Annotated in this window: 24 protein-coding genes; 10 read left to right on the plus strand and 14 right to left on the minus strand. The window is 61.7% G+C overall.

Going from position 1 to position 24,138, the window contains the following annotated elements; genetic code table 11:
* Positions 1 to 71: 71 nt before the first annotated feature.
* From E1748_RS02285 to E1748_RS02295, 3 genes are all read right to left on the minus strand, one after another.
* Positions 72 to 410: a DMT family transporter gene (locus E1748_RS02285; RefSeq protein WP_133645526.1), complete on the minus strand. Its 339-nt coding sequence runs from the start codon at positions 408 to 410 to the stop codon at positions 72 to 74.
* 172 nt (positions 411 to 582) lie between these two features.
* Entirely contained in the window at positions 583 to 1,920 is a 1,338-nt protein-coding gene (locus tag E1748_RS02290) for a reverse transcriptase family protein (protein WP_133645527.1), read from the minus strand.
* 273 nt (positions 1,921 to 2,193) lie between these two features.
* Positions 2,194 to 3,273, minus strand: a complete 1,080-nt coding sequence (locus E1748_RS02295) for a retroviral-like aspartic protease family protein (protein ID WP_133645528.1) — start codon at positions 3,271 to 3,273, stop codon at positions 2,194 to 2,196.
* A 291-nt stretch (positions 3,274 to 3,564) separates the two neighbouring features.
* Between E1748_RS02295 and E1748_RS02300 the strand changes: the two genes are divergently transcribed.
* Positions 3,565 to 4,248, plus strand: coding sequence for a GntR family transcriptional regulator (locus E1748_RS02300; protein WP_133645529.1), 684 nt, complete (start codon positions 3,565 to 3,567; stop codon positions 4,246 to 4,248).
* A gap of 38 nt (positions 4,249 to 4,286) precedes the next feature.
* Here the strand turns inward: E1748_RS02300 and E1748_RS02305 are convergent, their stop codons facing one another.
* Together E1748_RS02305 and E1748_RS02310 are read right to left on the minus strand one after the other, a co-directional pair.
* Complete coding sequence (locus E1748_RS02305) at positions 4,287 to 5,639, minus strand: MFS transporter (protein WP_133645530.1); 1,353 nt, start codon at positions 5,637 to 5,639, stop codon at positions 4,287 to 4,289.
* A 118-nt stretch (positions 5,640 to 5,757) separates the two neighbouring features.
* Positions 5,758 to 6,597, minus strand: a complete 840-nt coding sequence (locus E1748_RS02310) for a class II aldolase/adducin family protein (RefSeq protein ID WP_420819313.1) — start codon at positions 6,595 to 6,597, stop codon at positions 5,758 to 5,760.
* Positions 6,598 to 6,732: 135 nt separating this feature from the next.
* Here E1748_RS02310 and E1748_RS02315 point away from each other — a divergent pair, with 135 nt between their 5' ends.
* Positions 6,733 to 7,647: a LysR substrate-binding domain-containing protein gene (locus tag E1748_RS02315; protein WP_133645532.1), complete on the plus strand. Its 915-nt coding sequence runs from the start codon at positions 6,733 to 6,735 to the stop codon at positions 7,645 to 7,647.
* Here the strand turns inward: E1748_RS02315 and E1748_RS02320 are convergent.
* Positions 7,627 to 8,634 (minus strand): PDR/VanB family oxidoreductase, encoded by a 1,008-nt coding sequence (locus tag E1748_RS02320; RefSeq protein ID WP_133645533.1) that lies wholly within the window; start codon positions 8,632 to 8,634, stop codon positions 7,627 to 7,629. The genes E1748_RS02315 and E1748_RS02320 overlap by 21 nt on opposite strands.
* 15 nt (positions 8,635 to 8,649) lie before the next feature.
* The gene (locus E1748_RS02325) at positions 8,650 to 10,200 is read right to left on the minus strand and encodes a Rieske 2Fe-2S domain-containing protein (RefSeq protein WP_133645534.1); all 1,551 of its coding nucleotides are present in this window, start codon (positions 10,198 to 10,200) and stop codon (positions 8,650 to 8,652) included.
* 264 nt (positions 10,201 to 10,464) lie between these two features.
* Between E1748_RS02325 and E1748_RS02330 the strand changes: the two genes are divergently transcribed.
* The 3 genes from E1748_RS02330 to E1748_RS02340 all read left to right on the plus strand — a co-directional run bounded on the left by E1748_RS02330 (position 10,465) and on the right by E1748_RS02340 (position 12,249).
* On the plus strand, positions 10,465 to 10,806 hold the full coding sequence (locus E1748_RS02330; RefSeq protein WP_133645535.1) for a hypothetical protein: 342 nt from the start codon (positions 10,465 to 10,467) through the stop codon (positions 10,804 to 10,806).
* A gap of 1 nt (position 10,807) precedes the next feature.
* Positions 10,808 to 11,686: a 4-hydroxy-tetrahydrodipicolinate synthase gene (dapA, locus tag E1748_RS02335; protein WP_133645536.1), complete on the plus strand. Its 879-nt coding sequence runs from the start codon at positions 10,808 to 10,810 to the stop codon at positions 11,684 to 11,686.
* Between the two features lie 224 nt (positions 11,687 to 11,910).
* The gene (locus tag E1748_RS02340) at positions 11,911 to 12,249 is read left to right on the plus strand and encodes a hypothetical protein (protein WP_133645537.1); all 339 of its coding nucleotides are present in this window, start codon (positions 11,911 to 11,913) and stop codon (positions 12,247 to 12,249) included.
* 12 nt (positions 12,250 to 12,261) lie between these two features.
* Here E1748_RS02340 and E1748_RS02345 read toward each other — a convergent pair whose 3' ends face one another.
* Both E1748_RS02345 and E1748_RS02350 read right to left on the minus strand, forming a co-directional pair.
* Positions 12,262 to 13,968, minus strand: a complete 1,707-nt coding sequence (locus tag E1748_RS02345) for a SulP family inorganic anion transporter (RefSeq protein WP_133645538.1) — start codon at positions 13,966 to 13,968, stop codon at positions 12,262 to 12,264.
* A 62-nt stretch (positions 13,969 to 14,030) separates the two neighbouring features.
* Entirely contained in the window at positions 14,031 to 14,657 is a 627-nt protein-coding gene (locus E1748_RS02350; RefSeq protein ID WP_133645539.1) for a ParB-like protein, read from the minus strand.
* A gap of 290 nt (positions 14,658 to 14,947) precedes the next feature.
* Here E1748_RS02350 and E1748_RS02355 point away from each other — a divergent pair, with 290 nt between their 5' ends.
* From E1748_RS02355 to E1748_RS02365, 3 genes are all read left to right on the plus strand, one after another.
* The gene (locus E1748_RS02355) at positions 14,948 to 16,066 is read left to right on the plus strand and encodes an aminotransferase class I/II-fold pyridoxal phosphate-dependent enzyme (RefSeq protein WP_133645540.1); all 1,119 of its coding nucleotides are present in this window, start codon (positions 14,948 to 14,950) and stop codon (positions 16,064 to 16,066) included.
* A 261-nt stretch (positions 16,067 to 16,327) separates the two neighbouring features.
* Positions 16,328 to 17,257, plus strand: a complete 930-nt coding sequence (locus tag E1748_RS02360) for a hypothetical protein (protein ID WP_133645541.1) — start codon at positions 16,328 to 16,330, stop codon at positions 17,255 to 17,257.
* Positions 17,258 to 17,413: 156 nt separating this feature from the next.
* Entirely contained in the window at positions 17,414 to 17,692 is a 279-nt protein-coding gene (locus tag E1748_RS02365; protein WP_133645542.1) for a hypothetical protein, read from the plus strand.
* Between the two features lie 93 nt (positions 17,693 to 17,785).
* Here E1748_RS02365 and E1748_RS02370 read toward each other — a convergent pair whose 3' ends face one another.
* The 3 genes from E1748_RS02370 to E1748_RS02380 form a co-directional block, all read right to left on the minus strand.
* Entirely contained in the window at positions 17,786 to 19,057 is a 1,272-nt protein-coding gene (locus E1748_RS02370) for a lactonase family protein (RefSeq protein ID WP_133645543.1), read from the minus strand.
* Positions 19,058 to 19,274: 217 nt separating this feature from the next.
* On the minus strand, positions 19,275 to 19,940 hold the full coding sequence (locus E1748_RS02375) for a GNAT family N-acetyltransferase (protein ID WP_133645544.1): 666 nt from the start codon (positions 19,938 to 19,940) through the stop codon (positions 19,275 to 19,277).
* A gap of 47 nt (positions 19,941 to 19,987) precedes the next feature.
* Positions 19,988 to 20,209, minus strand: coding sequence for a hypothetical protein (locus E1748_RS02380; protein WP_133645545.1), 222 nt, complete (start codon positions 20,207 to 20,209; stop codon positions 19,988 to 19,990).
* Between the two features lie 214 nt (positions 20,210 to 20,423).
* On the opposite strand from E1748_RS02380, the gene E1748_RS02385 reads away from it, so the two are divergent.
* Positions 20,424 to 21,191 carry a transglycosylase SLT domain-containing protein gene (locus E1748_RS02385; protein WP_240766258.1) on the plus strand — a complete coding sequence of 256 codons (768 nt, stop codon included), beginning with the start codon at positions 20,424 to 20,426 and terminating at the stop codon, positions 21,189 to 21,191.
* Between the two features lie 54 nt (positions 21,192 to 21,245).
* On the opposite strand, the gene E1748_RS02390 is transcribed toward E1748_RS02385, so the two are convergent.
* Positions 21,246 to 22,067 carry a class I SAM-dependent methyltransferase gene (locus tag E1748_RS02390; RefSeq protein WP_133645546.1) on the minus strand — a complete coding sequence of 274 codons (822 nt, stop codon included), beginning with the start codon at positions 22,065 to 22,067 and terminating at the stop codon, positions 21,246 to 21,248.
* 595 nt (positions 22,068 to 22,662) lie between these two features.
* On the opposite strand from E1748_RS02390, the gene E1748_RS02395 reads away from it, so the two are divergent.
* Positions 22,663 to 23,835, plus strand: coding sequence for an alkane 1-monooxygenase (locus E1748_RS02395; protein WP_133645547.1), 1,173 nt, complete (start codon positions 22,663 to 22,665; stop codon positions 23,833 to 23,835).
* Positions 23,836 to 23,839: 4 nt separating this feature from the next.
* Here E1748_RS02395 and E1748_RS02400 read toward each other — a convergent pair whose 3' ends face one another.
* The gene (locus E1748_RS02400; protein ID WP_133645548.1) at positions 23,840 to 24,136 is read right to left on the minus strand and encodes a putative quinol monooxygenase; all 297 of its coding nucleotides are present in this window, start codon (positions 24,134 to 24,136) and stop codon (positions 23,840 to 23,842) included.
* Between the last annotated feature and the right edge of the window lie 2 nt (positions 24,137 to 24,138).

Genomic DNA, 24,138 nt, shown 5'->3' on the forward strand with positions numbered 1-24,138 from the left:
GTCACTTCGCGGGATCGCGCTCGCGATGCAACGCATGTTCGTTTGGGCAATGCGTTGCGTCGCGAGCCGCGTTATGAACCACCGCCGCTCAGATTCAGCAGAACAATCCCGACAATCGCCGTGCACAATCCAACGGCCTTGATCGCACCCAATCCTTCGCCGAACCACACGACGCCGATCAATGCCGTCAGCACTGCACTAGCGCCAGCCCACGCCGCGTAAGCCATGCCGATCTCGATTCGTTTGGTCGCGAGCGCCATCAGCCAGACAGCCGTCGTGTAGCACGCGATCGTCAATGCGGAAGGAAGCAAACGGGTAAAGCCGGAGGAAAGTGTGAGCGCTGCGGTTCCGAGTGATTCGGCTATGACGCTTGCAGCGAGAATGAGCCATGCGGCTTGAGCGGTGAGCATACGCGTACCTTGCCAGCCCAACGCTTATACCGAGCGTCGGTGCGAGCAGGGAAAGGTCGCGGTACCCCAAAGCGGATTCAAAATATCATCGTGGCGCGGATCCCGCAATCGGGCGTTTCACGCTGACCGTTGGTGCGCGGCGGGGCAGACCGCGTGCGGCGGTGGCGTTACTTCAGACGCCCTCCCACACGATCCTGTCGAATATCGCCTGCAACTTCGATCCGCGCGCCGCGTTCAGCATCGTCGCGTGCGCGACGCGCCCGGCCAGATAGCCGCGAAAATCCGCATGCGCATCGCGATTCTGCGAAAGCGGTCCGTGACGGACGCAGTTCGTCAGCGTCGCCTTCAACGCATCGAACTGATCGCGTGCGAGATTCGGATGCCGGTTGACGACGACGCCCACGATCCGCTGCCGCACGCCTCGCGGCATCACACGTGTCTTGCGCAACTGCAGCGTGAAGCCCTCTTCGATTGCGATCGATGCGACCCGGACCGGTAGCCGTTCAGCCACCCGGGCAAGCACGGGGCCGCCGGAGAATGCGAGATCGTCGGCATAGCGCGTGTACGTTGCGTCGAGCGAATGCGCGAGTGCAGCGAGCCGCGTGTCGAGCCGGAACGCACACAGATTGGCAAGCGCGGGCGACGTCGACGCACCCTGCGGCAAGTGACGCTCGCGATAACGCTGCCGGCCCGCCCAATCCAACCGGTCGCGCAGATCCGCCGCGAGCAGCCGCGCCGACGGCACACGATTCGTACACAACGCAGTCAGCGCCCTGACGACTTCAAGCGGATAACCGAGCGTAGCGAACAGCGCATGAACCTTCTTTGCGTCGATCGATACGAAGAAGTCCGCCAGATCGAAACGGATCACGACATCGCAATCCACATGCGGCTCGGCAAACGACACGATGCCGCGCCCCTTGCGAAAACCGTGCGCCGCTTCATGCGGCGGAATACGATCGAGCAGCCCACGCAGGATGCGGCGTTGCGCTTCGCGTAGATGACCCTTCGGGATTTCGATCAGACGGCATCCACCGTCGCGCTTGTCGAATGTGCGATACGTGTAGTGATGCAACGGCGTTCCGCTGCTGCGCGGTTCGACGCGCCAGCGATCCGCGAGCCATTCGAATTCGGGTATCGCGAGACCGAGCCAGTCGGCGAGATCGCGGGTCGTCGACCACTGCGGAAGATCGAGTGCGGCGAGCGCTTGTGGCGGTGGTCTTTGCTCAGGCGGTCGCAGCACGATGCGGGCGATCGTGGGCGGGTTATCGCTTTGCCAGGCATTGACGAAGCCCGATGTATCGGCGATGACGAACGACAGATCGCGTGGCGTGGCATCGGCCCAACGCGGGCCGAATGAATTGATCGCGTTGACCGCGACCTCGCGCGCCCACGGCGGCGAATCGCCGAGCACGGATGCGATGCGCGCGGTCACGCCGTCCGGCTCCGGCGGCCCGGCCAGCATCGCTTCGGCAAGCGTGTGGGTGAGGTCGTACAGCGATGCGTTCATGAAAGACCGAAGGCGGGACGATGAGTCAACGTGCCTGGTGCTGCGAGAGCCGCCCTGCGCAGCGCGCAGTCCGGCTCTTGCGATGCATCGGTGAGTCGACCTCATCCACGGGGTAGCCCCGTAGTCCTGGAACATCGGCTGCCTGTTCCCGGCGTGTGCTTGACCCACCGCCCCGCGCAGCGACTGTAACGGTCGCTGAGCGGGGGTGTCAATTGCGGGCGTTCTGGCGAAAGAAAGCCCAACGATTCACGAAAGCAGACGCACCGTCTCCCGTCATTCGACCGCCTTGCCGAGCGCCCAGCGCGTCGGCGTAACAGTCATACCGAAGCGTGACAAAAACGATTGGCCCAACAGCCCATCGATACCGCCACCCAGCGCCGGTGCCGACGGACCGTTCACCGACACGGCGACATCCGCCGCCTGCGCATGCCCCACCTTGACCGACGCTGCGTGCGTGAGCAGCCCTTCGGTCGGACCGTTAGCCGTCTGCAGACGGATCTTCGTCGCCTGTGCGGTCTCGACGTGCGCACGTTTCGCGAACCCGCGCGTCAGCGTCACATAGGTCGCGCCCGTGTCGACGATGAAATTCCCTTCAACCCCGTTGATGCTCGCCTTGACGCGAATCGTACCGCCCGACTGCCGGACGAAGCTGTCGTCACCCGATGCGTAGGTCGCGGGACAGCTCTGATGCGTCGCATACTTCGCGATGATGTTCTTTGCCTGCGAGTTGTTCGCGCGGTCCGGATCGGCGGACATCCACATCCGGATCATGCTGATCGCGTCGCAGTATCGGCCGGCTTTCGCGTGCATGTCCGCCGCACGGAGAAACAGGTTGCTCGTAATCGACTGGCGATCGGGGATCAACGCGATCGTCTGCATGTAGTCGGCGAGTGCTCGGTCGTTCTCACCGTGTCCTTCGTAGGCCCTGCCGCGCGCGAAGTAGTAATCGGGATTCGCGGGATCGGTGGCGAGCAGGCGGTCGCCGAGTGCGATCGCCGCCGGGTAATCGCTCACAGCCATCAGATCTTCGAGCGCTGCGCTCAGAAATCCGTCGGCGCGACCGCATGCATCGACGAACCGGGTCAACGCGTTCGCCGCCTGCCGACGGTAACCCGCGACGTCCAGCTCATAACCGAGACTCCCCATTGCATCGCGATTGCAGGGCTCCTGTCCGAGCTGAACGAGTGCGCGGTGCGTTTTCTCCTTGTCGAGATCGGATCGCTCGACACTGCCGAGCTGATAACGATCAACGGCTGCCTTGACGTCGGCCTGGAGCGGCGTAGCACTGCTGCCGCCCGACTGATCGCACGCCGACAACGCAACGACGACGCAGCAGATGGACAGACGACGCATCGTCGATGACGCGAACCTCGACGCGGAGGTGATGGAGGCGAATATTTTCACGACGTTTAGTTTTAGTTATCCCCGGGGAGCGCGCCGACGGATCAGCGCGATTTCGCGTGAGCATAGCGGGCGTTCGTGCGTTGAGCAACGGCGTGCAAGCGAAAGTTTGCATGCCGCTATCGGCGTTGAATAAAGAGATAAAAGAACGGCCCGGTCTCCGCAGGTTTCACCCCCGCCTTGCCCCCTCTCCCGCCCGTTGTGTAAGCTACCGGTATTCTGTATCCAGAGAGAACCCGCAAAATGACCGCACCGCTCGCCAGGCTCAAGGCGCGAACCGATTATGTCGACGAGGTCTATCGCGTGCTGGTCGATGCGATCAGCGAGGGTTCGCTCGCACCCGGCGCGCGGCTGACGCAGGAGGACATCGCCGAACAGCTGGCGGTGTCGCGTTCGCCGGTTTTACAGGCGCTGCGGATGTTGAAGAAGGATGGTCTCGTGCTGGATGCGCCCGGGCGTGGGCTGCTCGTCGCGCCGCTCGACGCGGACTGGATCGCGCATCTGTATCAGATTCGCGGTTCGCTCGATTCGCTCGCCGCGCGGCTTGCGGCAGAAAAGCACTTCAAGCTCGACAAGACGTTGATCGCGAACGGCCGGCGCGCGTCGAAAGGCGACGACGTCAAGGCGATGATCGAGTGCGACATCGCATTCCATTCCGCGATCTATGTTGCGTCGGGTAATCCGCTGATTGCACAGACTGCGCACAATCACTGGGTGCATCTACGTCGCGTGATGGGTGCGGTGCTGCAGGGGTCGGGGCAGCGCAAATCGATCTGGGACGAACACGCGGCCATCGCCGCTGCGATCGCGGAAGGCGACACGCGCCTCGCGATGGAACTCAGCGAACGTCATACGCAGATCGCGCGTGAAAATCTCGTCAAACGTATCAGCGAAGTGCTCGGCGACGAAAGCAGCGCCGCGCGTTAGTTAATCCGCGCGACGCTGCATCGTTACGACTACGCCGTTCAAGCCACGCCGTGTTCGTGACGCGTTCTTTCTTCAGGCTCGGCAGTCGCCCGCCGGTTGTTGACCAGTTGCGCGGGCACCGCGAACACCAGTGCCCCGCCGATCACGAGACTCACCGCGAGCCCGAGTACACCTGCCCCGGTCGAACCCGTCGCGGCCTGAATGAAGCCGATCACCGACGGGCTGACTACCCCTGAGATACTGCCGACCGAGTTCGCGAGCGCCAGCCCTGCCGCCGCCGCTGAACCGCCAAGAATCGCCGGCGGTAATACCCAGAACTGCGAGATTGTCGTCATCACGCCCATCGTGCCGACAGTCAGCGCGATCATCGCGATGGTCGTCGAGTGTGCGAAGACGACGCTCAGATAGAGCCCCGCCGCGCCCATCAGACCCGGCAACGCGAGGTGCCAGCGCCGTTCGCCTGTCCGGTCCGAACTGTGGCTCACCACCAGCATCGCGACGACCGCCGCTGCATACGGAATCGCCGTGAGCAGGCCGATGTCGAGCGTGTCCTTCACACCGCTTGCCTTGATCAGCGTCGGCATCCAGAAGCTCACACCGTAAAGACCCATCGTGTAGAAGAAGTAGATCGCGCTCAGCAGCAGGATCTTCGGATTGAGCAGACCGTCCTTGATCGAATGCATCATGTGCGCAGGCGTTTCGCTGCGCAGATTGCGCTCGACCATCTGCTTCTGCGCGTCGTTTAGCCAGTTGGCGTCGGCGACGCGATCATCGAGCAGCAGGAATGCGGCAACGCCGAGCACTGCGGTCGGAATGCCTTCGAGCACAAACAGCCATTGCCAGCCGGCGAGGCCATGCACGCCGCCGAGATGCGTCATCAGCCAGCCCGACAGCGGACCGCCCACGACGCCCGACATCGGAATGCCAGTGAGAAACAGCGCGGTCACCTTCGAGCGTCGCGACGCAGGAAACCAGTAGGTCAGGTACAGCAGGATCGCCGGAATGAAGCCGGCCTCTGCGACGCCGAGCAAAAACCGCATGACGTAGAAGCTCGTCGGCGTCGTGACGAACATCATGCCGGCGGAAATGATGCCCCACGTGACCATGATCCGCGCGATCCAGCGCCGTGCGCCGACGCGCAGCAGGATCAGGTTGCTAGGAATCTCGAAGAGCAGATAGCCGACGAAAAACGCGCTGGCGCCTAGCCCGTACACGGCTTCGCTAAAGCCGAGATCCTTCAGCATCTGCAGCTTCGCGAACGCGAGGTTGATCCGGTCGAGATAGGCGCACAGGTAGCAGAGAAACAGAAAAGGCAGTAGCCGCCACATCAGTTTTGCGTAGGTGGACGGTTCGTCGCAGTCAACGCTCGCGACCGTTCTGTGGGAACTCATGGTGTTGTCTCCTGGTGTTCCTTATGGCCGGCGACCGCGGCGTGTCGTACGCTCTTTCGGTCGCCGTGCGGTGTGGTCTTGCGAGCCGCTCCGCGGCTTCGCAAGAGCGTGGGGATGCTCAGTCGAACATATCGGGTTGCGTCGCTACGAGTTCGTTCCAGATAGTCTGGAAGTGCAACCAGCCGATGTACTCGCTGCCCACGTGTTCGCGGCTATAGCGCGCGCGTTCCGGCGTGACGAGCTTCGGCGTAATGCCGGTGGCTTCGACCATCAACTGCTGCTGGCAGCAGCGCTCCAGCGCGATGAACCAGAACGCCGCCGAATCGATGCTGTGGCGGCTCGCGGTCAACAGTCCGTGATTTTGGTGAATCGCTGCCTTCACGCCCGCAAACGCATTCGCAACCTTGTTGCCGCCCTTCACCTCGACGGCCACCTTGCCGGCCTCGTCGCCGATCACGACGTGGTCTTCGTAGAAGGCGGCCGCGTCCTGCGTGATCGGATCGAGTGCCTTGCCGAGCGATGCGAACGCGGTCCCGTACACCGTGTGCGCATGGCACATCGCGACGATGTCCTGATGCATCTCATGCACCGCAGCGTGCAGCACGAAGCCCGCGCGATTGACTGCATGTTTGCCTTCGACGACGTTGCCCTGATGATCTGCGCAGATCAGGTTCGACACCTTCACCTGCGAGAAATGAATCGCCATCGGATTGGTCCAGTACAGCGACGGATTCTCCGGATCACGTACCGTCAGATGACCGGCAAAGCCGTAGTCGAAACCCTGCTGCGCGAATGCGCGGCATGCGCCGACGAGCCGTTCCTTCAAATGCTGACGCTGTTCCGCCGCGTTATGGAAAGCCGGCAGTTCAGGAAAAATCAGACCTTGCTGATCGGGTTGATAGATCGAGATCTTGCCGGGCGTCACGATCGACTCCGGCTTGTCTTCGACGAGATCCATGGACATGCATTTCTCCTCTGGGTGATACGCGTATGGGGGAAGCGTTGAATGCATCCATGGTCGCGGGAGCGTTACCGATTGACAAACGATGGCTGTTCACAGAAAGATGAATCAGGTTCATACATCGAGTACCCCATGAGACGGATTCCCAATTTCGTGCTGCTGCGCGCATTCGAATCGGCTGCGCGTCTGCAGAGCTTTACGCTCGCGGCCGAAGAACTGCATCTGACGCAATCGGCGATCAGTCATCAGGTGAAGGAGCTCGAGGAATATTTCGGGCGTCCGCTGTTCATTCGCCGCAATCGACGCGTCGAGATGACGCCCGAGGGCTTGCGCCTGCAGGAGAGTCTGGGCCGCGTGTTCGACGTGATCGAGGCCGCGTGCAACGAGGTCTCGCTTGCGCCGGATGCACAGGTGCTGGTGCTGCACAGCGCACCGAGTTTTGCGGCGAAGTGGCTGGGGCCACGCTTGCCGCAATTCATTGCGGCGCACCCGGACATCACGATCCGCTTTTCTTCGGGCCCGGAACCGCTCGACATGACGCGCGCGCATGAAGTCGACGTGACCATTTCGTATGGATTCGCTCAGGAACGGCCGGGCGTCGTCACGGTTGCGCTCGGCGACGAACGGATCGTTCCGCTTTGCTCGCCGTCGCTGTTGCGCGACGGCGTGACACCCGATCAGTTGATTACCGAACTGACGCTGATCGATTCGCAGTTGAGCCGCATCACGTGGTCGGACTGGTTTGCGTATAACGGCATCGCGCTGCCGGTGCGACCTCGGCCGTCGTTCGATCGCGCGGCGCTGGTGCTGTCGGCGGCCGTCGATGGAATGGGCGTCGCGCTAGAAACCACGCGCCTTGCCGAGCGCGAGCTGCTGCGCGGCGATCTCGTCGAACTCGGTGCGGGCGCGTTCAAGCCGCTCGCACGCGAAACGCATTTCCTGTCGTACCGCGAGAGTCAACGCAACGTCGACAAGGTGCGACGGTTTCGCGACTGGCTGCTGGCAGCGGTTGGACTTGAACCGCCGCTACAGATCCAGCACCAGTAGCTTGCTCGTCGCGCGAGACACGCAGGCCGTCAGACACTCGACGCGTTCGTCTTCGCCGAGAATGTAGTCGCGGTGATCGACCTCGCCCTCCAGATAGCGCACCTTGCACGTTGCGCACAATCCCGAGCAACACGACGTTTCGATCGACACGCCCGCCTCGCTCAACGCATCGACGATGCTTTGCTCAGGTCTAACCGGAATCACCTGACCGCTGCTCGCGATGCGAACGTCGAATGCGCCGGATGCATCCGGCACACCGCTTTCGGATGAACTCGCAGGCGGACGTTCGGGCGCCTTGAAGTGCTCGAAGTGCACCAAGTCCTTTGGCCAGTGATTAGTCGCCTGCTCGCACGCTTTCATGAATCCACCGGGACCGCAGTAGTAAACGTGCGTACCGTGCGATGCTTTCGTCAACAGCCGACCGATGTCCAGCCCAGCGCCCGGTGTGCCGCCGTCGAAGTGATAGTGCAACCGGCCGCGCGCGTGCAGCGCGGCCAGCTCATCGGAAAACGCCGCACATGTCGCATCGCGCGCGCAATAGTGCAGTTCGTAATCGACACCCCGTGCGTCGAGCGCATGCGCCATCGCCTTCAGCGGCGTGACGCCGATACCGCCCGCGAGCAGGATCACTTTCTCCGCGTCGGTGACGAGCGAAAAATGATTACGCGGCTGGCTGACACGCACGATGTCCTGTACGTGCAGCCGTTCGTGCACGGCCTTCGAACCGCCGCGCCCCGCTTCGTCTCTCAGCACCGCGATCACATAGCGTTTGCGTTCATCCGGCGGATTGCACAGCGAATACTGACGAATCAGCCCGTCGCCGAGATGAACGTCGATGTGCGCGCCGGCATCGAACGCGGGCAGATCGGCACCGGAAGGATCGACGAATTCATACGACTGGATGCCCTTCCCTTCGAGGCAGATCTGCCGGACGAGCAGTTGCAGCGTTTGCTCAAGGACATCCTGCGGGGTGTCTGCGATGTTCATGTCTACGTGGTGCGCCTAGCGCTTCATCGATTGTTCAAGCGATTCGAACTGGTCGCGCACGAATGCCGTACGCTCGGCGCCTTTCATCGCGTCGCTCTGCGACAGGATCTCGACGATCTTCTTCGTCACCGCACGACGGCGCTGTACTTCCTGCTCGACTGTTTCGCCTTCGGGGATCTCGAACACGTTGCCCGAGCAGAAGCTGTTCGGTGCGCCGCCCTGCTCCCTGAACCACTGCACGAATTCCTGTGCCGAAGCAGGGGCGTTGGTGCCGCGTAACGCGTCGCGCAACAGCTTGCGAAACTGGTACAGGCCCGCGTCGAACCGCGTCGGATGCTCGAGTGCATGCACGGCGATCGGCCGCTGACTGATGATCGCCTCGTAGTCGCCGGGGGCGTACTGCGTGTCCTTGTAGTTCGCACGCTCGCGATGATTCGACGGAATCGGCGGCAGGTCGTCGATCGTGTACTGGCCGAAGCGTTCGGGGCGCCGCATCGCCACCTGCCCCTCGAGAAAATCGATCGACTCGTAGCCGACCAGCTCTTTCTGGCCGATACCGCGCGTGTCGATGCCCGGCCCCATCACACGCCAGCCGATCATCTTGCTGTTCTCGTCATCGACCGGCACTGTCCAGCGGATGATGTGAAAGCGGCTGAAGAGCTTTTTCTTCGAACCGTCTTCGGACGTGTACGCATGCAGGCTCAGATTCGGCAGCACCTGATGCTGGACGCGCACGAACAGCTTGTCCTTGTCGACCCGCCGCGCACCCGCGCACGCGAGGCTGCGCCCCTGCTGCACGGGAACGAAGTGCATGTCGGGTGCGACTTCCATCGACGCCGCGCCGACTTCGTCGAACGTGGTCCCCTGATAGTGACCGTCGACGACGTTCTTGCCCGAGTGCAGCGCGGTCGGATGGTAGTTGTCGGCTGCGTTGTCCTGCACCTGCAGCCAGTTGCAGTGCTGGAAGTTGCTGTACGGCACGAGTTCGTCGCCGGGCTGCACGGTGAAGTCGCCCTCCCATTCCGGAAACGGCGGCTCGGCTTCCGGCGGCCCCATATAGGCAAACACGAGACCGTTGCGCTCGACCGCCTTGTACGCGCCTTGCCGGATCGAGCACGCATACTTCTCTGCTTCTTTTTCTTCGCCCTTCGGGAACGGCACGTGCAGGCAGGTTCCGTCGACGTCGAACACCATCCCGTGATAGCAGCAGCGAATCCCGTGCTCCTGAATCGCGCCGTATTCGAGCGACGCACCCCGGTGCACGCAATGCGCGTGCAGCACGCCGACGCGGCCCGAACCGTCGCGGAACGCCACCAGTTCCTCGCCGAGAATCTTCAGAAAGCGCGGCGTATCGGTCAGTTCGATCGACATACAGACCGGATGCCAGAACGCGCGCATGAACTCGCCCATCGGCGTGCCCGGCCCGGTTTCGGTCAGCTCCGGATCGTGCCCCGGTGCCTTGTTGGTGTAATAGCCGCCGTATGGGATGAGTTTTTTCGGTACTGATTGTCCAGATGTGCCGCCCGTACTCTTCTGCCCTTCCAGCTTGTCCGACTTGATGTTCATGGGGTCCGTCCTTCAGTGATTGCCTCAGGTTTGCATTGTGCGGTTCGGTACTCTGAACTCTGTATACAGAGATTAGAGTGCTGAGTTCGCTTTGTCTCCGAGGGTAAACGCGGATTTGAGGCATGAGGGACCCCGCGCCCACGTGAGCGCGGCGCGCGGACGCGATGCGAGTTTCTTATGTACGTACTGCGGCTTTTTACGCTGCTTTTACATCGATGCCGCTACGCTACGTTCATTCGCAATGCACACAGGTGAAACGCGGGCATGGAATCCGTTACGTCTCACGATGCTCCCGAGCGTCGTGCCAAAAAATCTCTCGACTCTTCGTCGCGCTCTACGCGACTTCTGCTGGAAGTGATACCGGGCGGCGACAAGGCCGCCGGATCGAAGGTCCATCTGATCGCGCTGCTGCGCTCCCCGCTCGGCGTCTACGTGACGCACACCGACGTGTCCCGCGAGCGCGTCTCTGCGCAGCTCGACATCGCTGCGGAAGATCTCGATTTCACGCTGCACATGCTGGTTTCGATCCTGCCGGGCGCGTTGATCGGCCCCGCAAGACCACGCGAACCCGCGTTGACGGGCGAACCCGCATGGAAGGTTCACTGACATGTACAACGGAATCTGGCTGCCGATCGTCACACCGTTCCGTTCGGGCAGCGTCGACATCGATGCGCTGCAAATGCTCACCGAACACTATCTGCGCTCGGGCATCAGCGGCATCGTCGCGTTGAGCACGACGGGCGAAACCGCGCTGCTCAGCGACACCGAGCGCGCCACCGTGCTGCAGGCCATCACCGATGTCGCCCGCAACCGGCTGCCGGTGATCGTCGGCGTGGCGGGCTACAACACGCTCAACGTCACCGACGAAATCCGCCGCTTCGATCACTGGGACGTCGCGGGCTTTCTGGTGTCGGCGCCGTCCTACGTGCGCCCCGATCAGGCCGGCGTGCAGTGGCACTTCGAACAGGTCGCGCAGGCCACCGCGCGCCCGATCATGCTCTACAACGTGCCGCATCGAACCGGTGTGTCGATCGATCCGGAAACGGTGAACCAGTTGAGCCGCTTCGACAACATCGTCGCGATCAAGGAATGCGATCCGAAGAATTTCGAGGCGTTGAGAAACGTGCCGGTCAGCGTGCTGTGCGGAACCGACGATGCGTTTGGCGAATGTCTGAAGCACGGCGGCGCCGGCGGGATTCTCGCGACCGCGCATATCTGTGCGGACTTGCTGCTCGAAGCAAACGACCTCGCGCTACAGAACCGGCAGGCGGAAACCGATGCGCTGCTCGAATCGATTCGCCCGCTGCTGAAGCTGCTGTTTTCGGCGCCCAATCCCGCCGCGATCAAGGCGATGCTCGCGATGGATTTTCCGGTGTCGGCCGAAACGCGGATGCCGATCAGTCCCGCGTCCACCGAACTGATCGCGCGACTACGCGACGCGCGCGACTCGCTGCACGAACTGCGAGGCGCCATGAGCGCTTCGTAGCCGCAGGCGCGGGCTCATGGTCGCGTCCTCGTTCGCGGCCATGAGCCCAATTCGCGCGAGGCCATTCGGGCAAGCGCTTGCGGAAGAGCCCCATCATCGCGTTAGACCGGACAGACACTCGACGACGCGTCTCCAACGCCGATGATTCTTCCTGCGAGCGCTTGCGCGAACGGCATTCACGTGCATTGTCCTTGTGCAGCCCGATTCAAAATCAGAGGCTTGTTTTGCAGGTATTTAGAGGTATCGCGAAGGTCGTGTTCATCGTGTTCGCATGCAATCAGATCATGATTGCCGCGTTCGGCTGGGTGTCACGACAATTCGATGTGAGCGTGTCCGATCAGGCCATCCTGATCTTCGGACTGGTGACGTCGGGACTGCTGTCGTTCTGGCTGCAGGCGGACGCGCATCGCGCATTCGCGTTTGCGCAGAAGAACGGCTTTATCAAAAGCACGCGGCCCCGGCCGGGAACCGTGCCTACGGTCGCTATTGCCGACAACTGCCCGAAGCGCTGGCTCGTCGTGCTGTACGTCGATCTGCACCCTGTCGTGCCGCGTGCCGACTGACGTACAGCGTTCTTACGCTTTCTGCGCCGCCAGCACCTGTTGCAGGCTCTCATCGACACTCAGCTCGGACAGGATGCACGCACGCAATGTGTCGTCGGCGGCTCGTTGCAGCACGGCCAGTACGTCCGGCTTCAAACGCACCATCGCGAGCCGCCAATGCCGCGCCGCGCATTCCGCAGCGAACGTCTTTAGCGATTCGATCGTCGTACCGTCGACGTCGGGCGACTCCTCGAGACTCAGCATCACCGTCTGAACCGGCGTGGCCGCCGCGTGCGCGAGTTGTCGCACCTTGTTCAGCACACGCTCCGTGTTCGCAAAAAACAGCTGTGCTTCGGGACGCACGATCAGCACGCCGGGAATCGTCTTCGCATCCTCGTGCATCGATACATCGACGAAATCGTGACTGTCACGTAGACGGCCCAGCACACTGACGTTAGGCTCCGACAGCTTGCGCAGCGTCAACAACAGGCTCACACCGATCGCGGCAAGCAACCCCTGCAATACACCAAGCACAATCACCGCGAGCAGCGCGGCAATCACAACGAGACGATCCCGGCGCCACGCCCAATACGGCTTGAAGACCGACGGATGCAGCGAATGACTGACCGCGAAGATCACGATCGCCGCGAGCACCGCTTCGGGCGTGCGCGCAAGCTGCGGCAGCAGCAGCCACACGATCAACGCGATCACGACCGCCGCGCATAGACCTGCCATGCGCGTTTGCGCGCCGGCCGCTTCGTTCGCGGATGTCGCCGAATACCCGGCGCCAACCGGCATTCCGTGAAAGAGTCCCGACACGAGATTCGCGCAACCGAGCGCAACGAGATCGCGATTCTGCGACACCGTATCGCCGTGCTTCAACGCAAAGTTGCGGATCGATCCATACGACTCCGCATAGAGGATCAGCATCAGCGCGAAGCCGAGTTCGATGGTCTGCATCCACGCGGCACGGTTGAGCACCGGCACGCCGAACGCAATGTTCTGCAGATCGATTTTGCCCACGACGGCAATGCCGTAGTGCTGCCAGTCGATCCAGTAACCGGCCGCGATGCCAAGCACGATGACGATCAACGTGGCCGGCGCACGCGAACGATGCCCGACGATGAACAGGATCGCGAGCGCCGTCGCGCCGAGCGCGAGGCTGTAGAGGTTGCAGTGCGCGAGTCCGCGCAGCAGATCGAGCGCGACGTGCAGCGTGTCGCTGTGCTGGACCTGCACGACGAGAATTTTTGGCAACTGCTTGATGACGATCGTCAGTGCAAGGCCGAACGTAAAACCGCGCAACACCGGACGCGCGATGAAATCGGACATGCCGCCCAGTCGCGCGAGGCCGGCGAGAATAAACAGCACGCCGGTCGCCGCGACGAGCGCGGCCGCCAGCGCGAGCTGCGTGGCGACGTTCGCGCCCTGCTCCGACAGCACAGTCGCGGCCAGCACCGCCGCCGACGAAGACGTCGACGATACGATCGCAAAGCGGCTGCTACCCGTGAGCGCATAGACGATCAGCCCGGCCAGCAGCGCGATCAACCCTGCCTGCGGCGGCAGATTCGCGAGACCCGCATACGCGACGGCCTCCGGAATCAGCAGGCCCGCAATCGAAATGCCCGCAAGCGCATCGCGCACCGCGCGTTCGTTACGCGGCGCGGGCGGCTCGCTTAGCGGGGCGAAATGCGTGACATGCTGCGGCCCCGCATCGGGACGGCTCGGAGGAATGTCCATATTGTCGGCTAAAGAGAGTGCGATAAACGTGGGTTGAACTTAAACCCGGCTTTAACCTGGTCTTAGCCCTTCGGTGCGATCGTGCCGGACCACCCCGGCAGATAGCGCGCGTCCTGGTTATGCGCGTGATCGAGCGCCGCGTCGAGCGCTTTCGAAAAATCTTTCTTGATGCTCGCCAGCGTGATTTTCGGGCGTAGATAGTCGGCCCACAGAAATTCGCTGAACGGCGTCGTGTCCTTCGCATAGCCGCCCGCCGTGCGCAATTCGCCGGCCAGACTCCGGTAGGGATCGTCCTTCAACTCGGTCAGCACACCGGGCAGTCGCGCGTAGTCGTGCCGCGTGCCGTCGACGCCGAACGGATGCACCCACTGGTTGTGCTCCATGATCCGCCAGAAGATCGTCTCGTCGAGCCACGACAGATCCTTGAGCAGCATCGCCTTGACATCGGTTACGCCTTCTTCGATCAGCGCGAGCCCGAGGTGATGATGATCGACGATGAAGTACTCGTTGCCGGGTCCGAGCACGGCGGGAAACCAGTGCGAGTCGATCGCGGCTTTACGGGCCTGCTTGCTGAGGCCCTTCCAGTGCTTGCGCTTCGCCTTGACCTCGCGATAGCCGACTGTCATTTGCGTCGGGCGCAATGCGTCGAGTTTGGCGGGAACGAGATGAACATCGGTGCCGAGCGTCATGATCTCCCCCTTTCGTTGTTGAACTGTTGTCGAACCGCGATCCCGGCACGATACAGCGGAACCGGCGCGCCGTTAATAGTCGTCGATGCCTGGGGAAGTCGTTATCCGCTTCCTTGACGATGCTTGACACGCCTGCATCGGCGAATCTTTCATGCGACCTTCACCCGGCTGTCGATTGTTTATATGGGTAACCCTCGCATTAGCAACGCTTACGGTTGCTTAGGAAAGGTCGTTTCGCTCCCGCGCCTTCGAACGGCACACTGTGCCACCTCCTATGCCCATCACCCGCCATGAAACAGCCTCCGTTCAAGCTCGAACGCTACTTCGCCGCTCACGAATTCACCGCGAAGTATCTGCTATGCAGTTCCGATCCTGAATCGATGTCGATCGATGAACTGCTCGCCTATGAACCCGGCTCCGCCAAAGGACTCGGCGAAACGTGGCTCGGTTACACGGAATATGCGGGCGCGCCTGCGTTGCGCGCAGAGCTCGCGAAGCACTACACGTCGATCGACGCGGATCACATCATCGTCCACACCGGCGCACAGGAAGCGATTTTCTCGTTCGTGAACACGATGCTGGCCGCTGGCGATCATGCGATCGTGCATATGCCGGGCTATCAGTCGCACTATTCGGTGGCTCAAACGCTAGGCGTCGACATCTCGCCGTGGCGTGCTCACGAAGCAACTGGCTGGTCACTCGATCCGGATGAACTCGAAACGCTGCTACGTCCGCAGACGAAAGCGTTGCTGGTCTGTCTGCCGCATAACCCGACCGGTTATCTTCCTTCCGCAGAGTGGTTCGAAAAAATTGTCGAATTCGCGCGGCGCCACGGGCTGCTGCTCTTCTGCGATGAGGTCTATCGCGGACTCGAGCTCGACGCCGCCGATCGTTTGCCCGCAGCATGCGATGCGTACGAACGCGGCGTGTCGCTGTCCGCGCTGTCGAAATCGCATGGACTCGCGGGTCTACGGCTCGGCTGGATCGCCACGCGCGACCCCGACGTGCTCGAACGGATGAGCACCTTCAAGGACTATCTGACGATCAGCAACAGCGCACCGAGTGAGTATCTAGCAGCCATTGCCGTACGCCACACGGATGCGCTGATCGAACGTGCGACGTCGATCACGCGAGCCAATCTTGCGGTGCTGGATGAATTCTTTGCGGGCTATCCGGAGACGTTCGAATGGCGGCGTCCGAAGGCAGGCACAATCGGCTTCCCGCGACTGAAGCAACATCGCGCGGATGCGTTCTGTCTGGAACTGCTCGAAAAGACCGGCGTATTGCTGTTGCCCAGCACGCTCGTCGACTATGGGAACAGTCATATCCGCATCGGCTTCGGAAGACGGAACATGACGCAGATTCTGCCGATCTTCGATGACTATCTGCATGGTATCGGTGCGCGCTAGACTGCACTCGTCAAGCGTCTTGATCTCCGCGTCGCGCAACACACGTTCGTGACAAAACACCCCTCTCGTCACACCGCACCGTGCGCGTTTTTCTTCGCGCGCCGTGCCGGCACTTCGTTGTTTTACGAGATTTTTGCGCAATGAAGAACGGAGACTGTGTGTGCGGACAGAAGACTGTTTCTGCCCAACGACAGCACGCGTTCTACCTTCATACCGTCTGATCGAAATCCCCACGAAGGACTCTCTATCGAAAGCAGGATCATGAACAGCATCGCTCCGACTACCTCGACCCTTTCGCCTCCCATCGCGCCACGCGCCCCGGAATCGTCCAACGGATCACAACCTGCCCGCGCATCGACCCCTGCACCGCAGGCATCCGGGAAACTGGCCACGCTCAAAGGTCCGCCACGGCCTCGCAGTTGGCCGGAAAGCCAGGTCGACAAGTCCACGCGCCGCACATCATTGCCGGCCAGGTCACCGACGAGCAACACGAGCGAGCCGCCTGTCGAAGCAGAGGCCCTCGACACGACTGCCTCTGCGGAAACACCCGGCACGTCGGCATCGGGCCGCAAGCTAACGGGGTCCCTGCAAACAGTCGTGCCGTATGTTCCGCCTGTTACGGAAGGTATTGCGGCAGTGCACTCGATTGGGGCGGGTGGCCTGGCACTCCTTCAACCCGGCGCTCTCGACGCCTACAAGGGAACCACCGCAACCAGCGGTGTCACATGGGCAGTCGCCGCGATCGTCAGTGAAGTCGATAACTGGTTGGGGAAAGGCCCGCATAGCAAGGGCTTGTCGGCAGCGAACCTGCTCAGCTTTGGAGCGGGTGTATTGAGCGCCGTCTCTCCGTTCCTGCCGGGAAGCAAAAGCGCGTATGTCGGCATCGCGTCGGGGGCGTCATGGCTCGCGAATACGGTGGTAGTCGGGGCTCGCGCGGCCAGCCTCAAGGACACGATGACGCGCGTCATGCAAGGCGGCAACGTGGTCGCAGGCGGCGTCGCCGCTGCGTTTACGCTGATGGCCGCGAAGGCAACGGAAGAGGGAGACAGTGCGCGTGCCGCCATCTACACCATCGTGTCAGGGGCATTCTGGGCGCTCAGCGCAGTCGCGGGGGGAACTGCCATGAGAAGAGGCCAGCAGCTCGCATCGAAAACGGAAGAGTCGATGGAAATGCACGGCTCGCCGGTTTGACGCATGCACGCAGCGAATGCGAAAGGAACGGTAAGTTGTTCGGCAAAACCACGCTTCGCCCGGGTCGACTAGAATGAATGATGAAGCACGCAGCTGTCGACACACCGCGCGTGCTTCCCCCAGTTCGATCCGGGTCTAATCATCGGGAAGGTTCTTATGAAAGTCTTTGCCTGTGCTGCCGCGCTGATGCTGTCAGCTGCCGTTTCTACGCCCGCGTGGTCCGATGCGAACGATGCGTCGGCAGCGACCGCTACATCGCATGTGGCCGCCGCAAACCAGAACCCGTCGAAAGCTGCGGAGCCGGTGTTGCGCGTCGGCGTGAGCGACCCCAACACGCAACTGATCCTGCCGTGGTTTCTCGCCGACATCGTCGATGCGATCAACAACCGCACACCGCCTGCAGATCTGCTGCGCAAAGCTGGGCACGATCTTTAGCATGAGCGGTACGCGAACTGCGTACGCTTGACGCAGCAGTCAAACCTCATACGCTCGCTAAGGCCGTGACCTGCTCACGGCCTTGGCGACGCATCAAACCGAAGCAAACGCAATATCCGACGGACTGCCCACACCCACGTAGGTATCGGTAAAGCGCAGCTTGCCCGTCGCAATATCTGCGGCGAAAACAGCGATGTGATCGCTGCGCTGATTCAGCGCATACAGGAAGCGCCCCGATGGATCGAAGCGAATCACGCGAGGATAATCGCCGCCGGTAGGCACTTCACGTAGACGTTCGACGCGGCCGTCGCTTGCGATACGGAACTGCACGATCGTGTCGTGCAGACGGTTCGCGACATAGATGAAGCGTCCGTCGTTCGACAGTACGATCTCCGAAGCAAAACTCGTCCCCTGGTATCCCGGCGGCAACGTCGATACCGACTGCTTCTGCGTCAGCACGCCGGCCGCCGCATCGTATTCGTAGAACACAAGCGTCGACGCTTCTTCGGTGACTTCGTACAGGTAGCGGCCGTTCGGATGAAACGCGAGATGTCGCGGTCCCGCGCCTGCCGATGCTGCGACGAACGGCGGATCGTTCGGCGACAGTGCACCGCTCGTTGCATCGAACTTCCAGACGTACGTGCGATCGACACCGAGATCGGTCGAAATCGCAAAGCGGCCATCGGGCGAAGGCACGATCGTGTGCGCATGCGGACCGTCGTGATCGCTGATTGCAAAGCTGCCGGGCACGCCCTCCGCTGCATGCTGCGCACCGGCCGGTGCCTGCGGACGTTGCACCGACACCGCTTCGCCGAGCACACCGTCGACCGCAACAGGCAGCACCGCGACGCTGCCGCTGTTGTAATTCGCCACCATCAGGAAGCGGCCGTTCGGATGCAGACTCAGGTACACGGGCCCCGCACCTTGCGAGTCGACTGTGTTGATCGGCTGCAGCGCGCCGGTGCCCTGCTCGATCGTATAGGCGGTGACCGAGCCGTTCGTCGTGCCGTTGTAGTTCTTCACCTCGCTGACCGCGAACAGAAAACGTTGCGACGGATCGACGAGCAACGCGCTAGGGTTTTCGATGCCGCGCTGCGGTTCGAGCGCATCGAGCTTGCCCGTTTGACGATCGACCCGAAAGCGATGAATGCCGAGACCGTTCGGCGTATAGGTGCCTACGTAAGCGAATAACGGCTTGCCGGTCTGCGCGGCGGCGACCGACTTCGCTCGCGCATGGGCGACGGGCTGGGACGGCGTCGCGGCCATCGAACCCATCGCCGACCATGCGGCCAACGCGCTTGCGCTCTTCAACCAGACGCGGCGCGTCTGTTGTGCAGGCACGCCTGCATCCCGAACCTTGCTCATCGTTTGCCTTTTGGAGAATGACGAACCGACGTTGGCCGAAACGGAACAGGCACGCGTCACATGCGTCGCGCGAATGCGTGTTCCACAATTACGGTATACATGACCCAGCTGCGCATTAGTCTAGCAGGCCATGACCGCGCGTCAATATCGAAACGCCTCGGCGTGATGTGCGAAGGGAAACGAAGAGAGGAGAAAAAGGAATTCAGGCCGGGCCGCGTCAGGCCGCGTGAGCGATCGTATTGCGCGGCAGCGCAATCCGTCGCGACCACGTTGCAAGCGCACGCGACGCGACCGCCGGCTTGCACAGAATCGCGCTTTCGTAGCGCTTGCCGTCGAACTGCATACAGTCGGCGATACGGAAGCCCTGGCTTCGATAGAACGCAATCAGATGCGCGGCGGCATGCGGTGTATCGAGCGCGAGTTCCGCGTAGCCGCGTGTCGCAGCCCAGTGATCGGCGAGTGCGAGCATCAGCGTGCCGATGCCGCGCTTTTGCCACGCCGGATCGATGCCGATCTGCCGCACGCTTGCGACGTCGTCGCGTCGATAAAGCTCGCATTGCGACGCGCGATCCGGTGCTTCGAGCGTCATCGTGCCGACGAGGCTGCCGCCGCTCACCGCGACGTGACAGTCGCCACGCATCGCACGGGATTGCGTGACCGACACGGATTGATCGACACACGTGCAGTCGAGTCCCATCGCACCGAGTCTTGCGAACGCGCGATGCAGCATGTCGGTCAGTTCATCGAACGAATCGCGTTCGGGATCGAAGCGTCGTATCTCTACAGGTTCGATGCCACGGCGAACGTAGGCGACCTTCGTTCGCTGGACCGGTTTCACGTGCTTCGACACGGTCACTGCGTTGCCCCGGATCAATCGCGTCATGTCTGCATCCGCCTCGCGTTTCTGAAGTTCTTGAAGTGATTGCAGCTTCAGGAGAAGAACGTGAACGGCAACGTGGCCACCAGATAAACGGCGATGCCAGCAGTCGGCAGACCGACCGCAATCGCGCCCGCCGCGACCACGCCGCTCGCAACGGCTGATGCGACCAGTACGCGTCGACGAACCGACCGCGCGGCGATATTCGAACGATGCCGGGAATCCGGTGACAGGTGCGTGGCACCGCCATAGCGTGGAACGTTGAAATCTGACATGACACCGCTCGTCTATTAACCGTGGACGATCGAAGTCTGACAGTCGCCGGATATCGATGTAAGAAACAGCTCGAGTAAAAACATAAAAACCGCGTATACGTCTGAACGTATCCCTCGGTCTTGACGAATCCTTTATACGGTGCCCGTATTTCTTTGCGGAAATCTCCCTGCTGGATCGCCTACAGTTTCCGCACACCAACAAGCCGTGGATCACATGCGCGGGAACAGAACACTCAATCGAATCGGGCAGCGTGGATTTCATCCGCTATGGCAGCCCTGCCTGCATTCACTCTGGCATCCGGCACTTGCGGCCGTATTCGGTGCACTGCTGCTGATGAGTCCGACCGCCGGAGCCGTTGCGCAATCACTCGCGGCGCCGCCGTTCACCGCTAGCGACGCTACACCTGGCGACGCAGTGATGCCTGCATCGAACGATATCGTTGCGATGTTGCGCGACCAGTTTCGTGTAGCCCGTAACGACTCGGTTCGTATCGCGGATGCCGTGCTTGCCGAAGCGCACCGTCATGCGATGTCGCCGGTGTTGTTGCTCGCGGTGATGTCGATCGAATCGAGTTTCGATCGTCACGCTGTAAGCGGTGCCGGTGCACGTGGCCTGATGCAGATCATGCCGTCCGCGCATCCGCAGTTGATCGCGCATGCGAAGGATCTCTCCGATCCCGCCGTCAATGTACGCATTGGCACCACGATTCTGCGTGACTACCTCGATGCAGCAGATGGCGATCTGGATGCCGCGCTGTTTCGCTATAGCGGCGGCGGACGCGGCTACGCACGTCGTGTGATGTCGCAGATGCAGAACTTCAATGCGCGGTTGACTCGCACGGGCAGCGCGCCGGCCCAGCCAACCGATGCACGCGTACTCCCCGTTCGCTACGGACAACCCGCTACGCCATCCGGCTGCGACGCAGACACGTCAGCGGCCAGCCACGCGACAGACTGCGCGGCCACCGATTCGCAAAGCTGATGGACAAGGTCCCGCCTGACAGGCTGATATCGAACCCGCTGTGCCGCGAAGACTTCACGCAGAAAGCGGTTTACGTGCGACGAAGTGAAGCCACCACGCGTCGTTCGTCTGCACCGAATCGTCGATACGCCCGCCGTCATCGCAGTTGAATATCGCTTCCGGAACGAACCCCAACGAAACAAGCTGCCGACGCTGTTCGGCAATCGTCGTATAGACGATCAGAATTCCGAAGTAATGCGCCGACGCAGTCTTGATCGAATACCCTTCGTGGTTTTGATGAAAACGTGCGTGCCGTCTATAGTTATAGATCGACAGCGGAAGCACCCGTATCGTGCGCAGCGTGCGCCATCCGTAGCGCAATGGGTTCAACGAAAAACGCGGCATCAGCGACCAGATGTTTTCGCGGAACCCCGGGCCTTCGCGATTGTGTGACGAGAACAGCACCAGGCCACCTGGCCGCGTCACGCGAAACATCTCCTTCAGGATCGACACCCTGTCGTCGTAACTCACGCAATCGATACCGTTCCAGCTGAACGTCGTCAGCGCATAGTGATCGGACGGCAACGCGGACATGTTGCGCGCGTCCATCTGATGCAGCGCGGTGTCGGGAAAACGGGCCCGCGCTTCATCGAGCAGAGCGGCCGTGTAATCGATGCCGGTGTAGTCCGACGAGATCTGTTTCATCATCGGTATCGTGCGGCCGGCACCGATGCCGATGTCGAGCAAGGGCTGATTGCGGCACTCGTCCGCGCACCACGCGAATGCGGATTCCTCGCCTGGATCGGTCCACGTCTTGTCGCGCGTGAATTCGCGTAAAGCGTCGCGCGAATTCCACGCTCGCTGGTTAATCTGGTCGAACGAAGGCTGGACGTTCATGGACACGCTCCCCGTATGAGCATTGCCGTTAAAGAGGTCTACCCGCGAATAGAGCTGGATCGGCGTTTCCGGGGTCCCGGTCGCCGTCGATAAGACGTGGTCTCGCAGTTATTGTTGAAAGCGTTGTATGCGGCAACACGCAGCAGCGACGTCACACGAAAAACGTGTGACTTGTGCGCGCTTTGCCACGCAATCGAGACTACGCCCACGAATGCATCAGCCTGCGTGCGCGTGCATACACTTCGCGCGTTTGTACGCGTTGAAATGGGCCGGCAGGCTCTTGAAACGAATCGCGAACCGCCCTCACGCTATTCCGCATACCTCCAGCTTGCACTGCGTAATGTGCGCATGCAGCAACGCCGCACAAACTAACGTACCGAAGATCTTTCCGTCCGCCCGACCGCATCGGGCGCGTCTAACGCCTGTTTCATTCATCCGCTCGACTCACGCCCAGTCCGCGCTCGTGCACCGGTCTTCGTTTGGAGCGGACCGCCTGGAGCGAATCCTTGGCGAAGCCCTACGTCAGGCCATATAAATCATGGATCAAACGGATTCCGCCAGGACCGGCAGGAGTCCGACAAAACGGAGGGAGACAATGGCATCAGCACGAGCCGAATCCGCTGGACCGAAACGTTGGGTCGACGGCAAGCGCTACCTGTGGCTGCTGGGCGCACTCACGATCACATTGCCGCTCAACGCCGCGCATCTCGCGCTGTTGACCGGCATCCATCTGTTCTGGTGGTTCGGACCGATCTTCGTGTTCGGCATCATCCCCGTGCTCGACTATCTGATCGGCGACGATTCGAGTAATCCACCGGACGACGTCGTCCCGACACTCGAGAAAGAACGCTACTACCGCCGCATCGTCTACCTCGCGACGCTGATCGAATACGTGTCGTTCTTAGGTGCGGTGTGGGTCGTCGGCACGCATGCGCTCGCGTGGTACGACTATCTCGGCTTCGCGCTGTCGCTCGGCGCCGCGACCGGCGTGTCGATCAACACCGCGCACGAACTCGGTCACAAGACCGATCCGTTCGAACGCTGGCTCGCGAAAATCACGCTGGCACCCGTGGCCTACGGACACTTCTTCGTCGAACACAATCGCGGCCATCACGTGCGCGTCGCAACGCCGCCCGATCCGGCCAGCGCGCGCTACGGGGAATCGTTCTGGAGATTCCTGCCGCGAACCGTGCTCGGCAGCATCGGCTCGGCGTGGCGACTCGAGAAGGAACGACTGGCCCGTCTCGGCAAATCGCCGTGGACCTGGCGCAACGAGGTACTGCATTCGTGGGCGATGACCGTCGTGCTGTGGGGCGCGGTCATCGCAGTGTTCGGCAAGGTCGTGGTGCCGTTCCTGCTGATCCAGGCGGCGTACGGCGCGTCGCTGCTCGAGGTGGTCAACTACCTCGAGCACTACGGGCTCGGCCGCAAGCAACTGCCGAACGGCCGCTACGAACGTTGCCAGCCCGAGCATTCATGGAACAGCAATCGCGTGGTGACGAACCTGTTCCTGTATCAGCTGCAACGCCATGCGGATCACCACGCGAATCCGACGCGTTCGTATCAGGCACTACGGCACTTCGATACCGCGCCGCAACTGCCGTCGGGTTACGCGACGATGATCATGTTCGCGTACGTGCCGCCGTTATGGTTCCGCGTGATGAATCCGCGCGTGGTCGCGCATTATCAAGGCGACATGACGCACTCGAACATCAGGCCGGCGATACGCGAACGCGTGCTCGCGCAGTTTGCGCACCAAGCGGGCTAGCCCGTCAACCGTCGACGTATTCGCCCACCAGAAGAAGATGCTCGTCGACAAGCGCCATCAGTGCCGGCGCGATTTTCGAGTAGATCGGCCCGGCGACGTAGCGCTCCGAATGGCCGATCGACTGCCACCAGTAATACAGGAACAGCCGGTCGGGATCGCCGGTCACGCGGCTCATCTCGACCCGGGTCAGGCCTTCCGCTGACCTCACCTGCGGCAGGCAGTCCAGTGTGAACTGAGCCAGATCCTCTCCCTTGCCGGGTTTTGCTTTCAGCACTGCAATGGCGCGTATCGTCTCCGTCATTT

It is taken from the genome of Paraburkholderia flava, from assembly GCF_004359985.1.
Lineage (GTDB): Bacteria > Pseudomonadota > Gammaproteobacteria > Burkholderiales > Burkholderiaceae > Paraburkholderia > Paraburkholderia flava.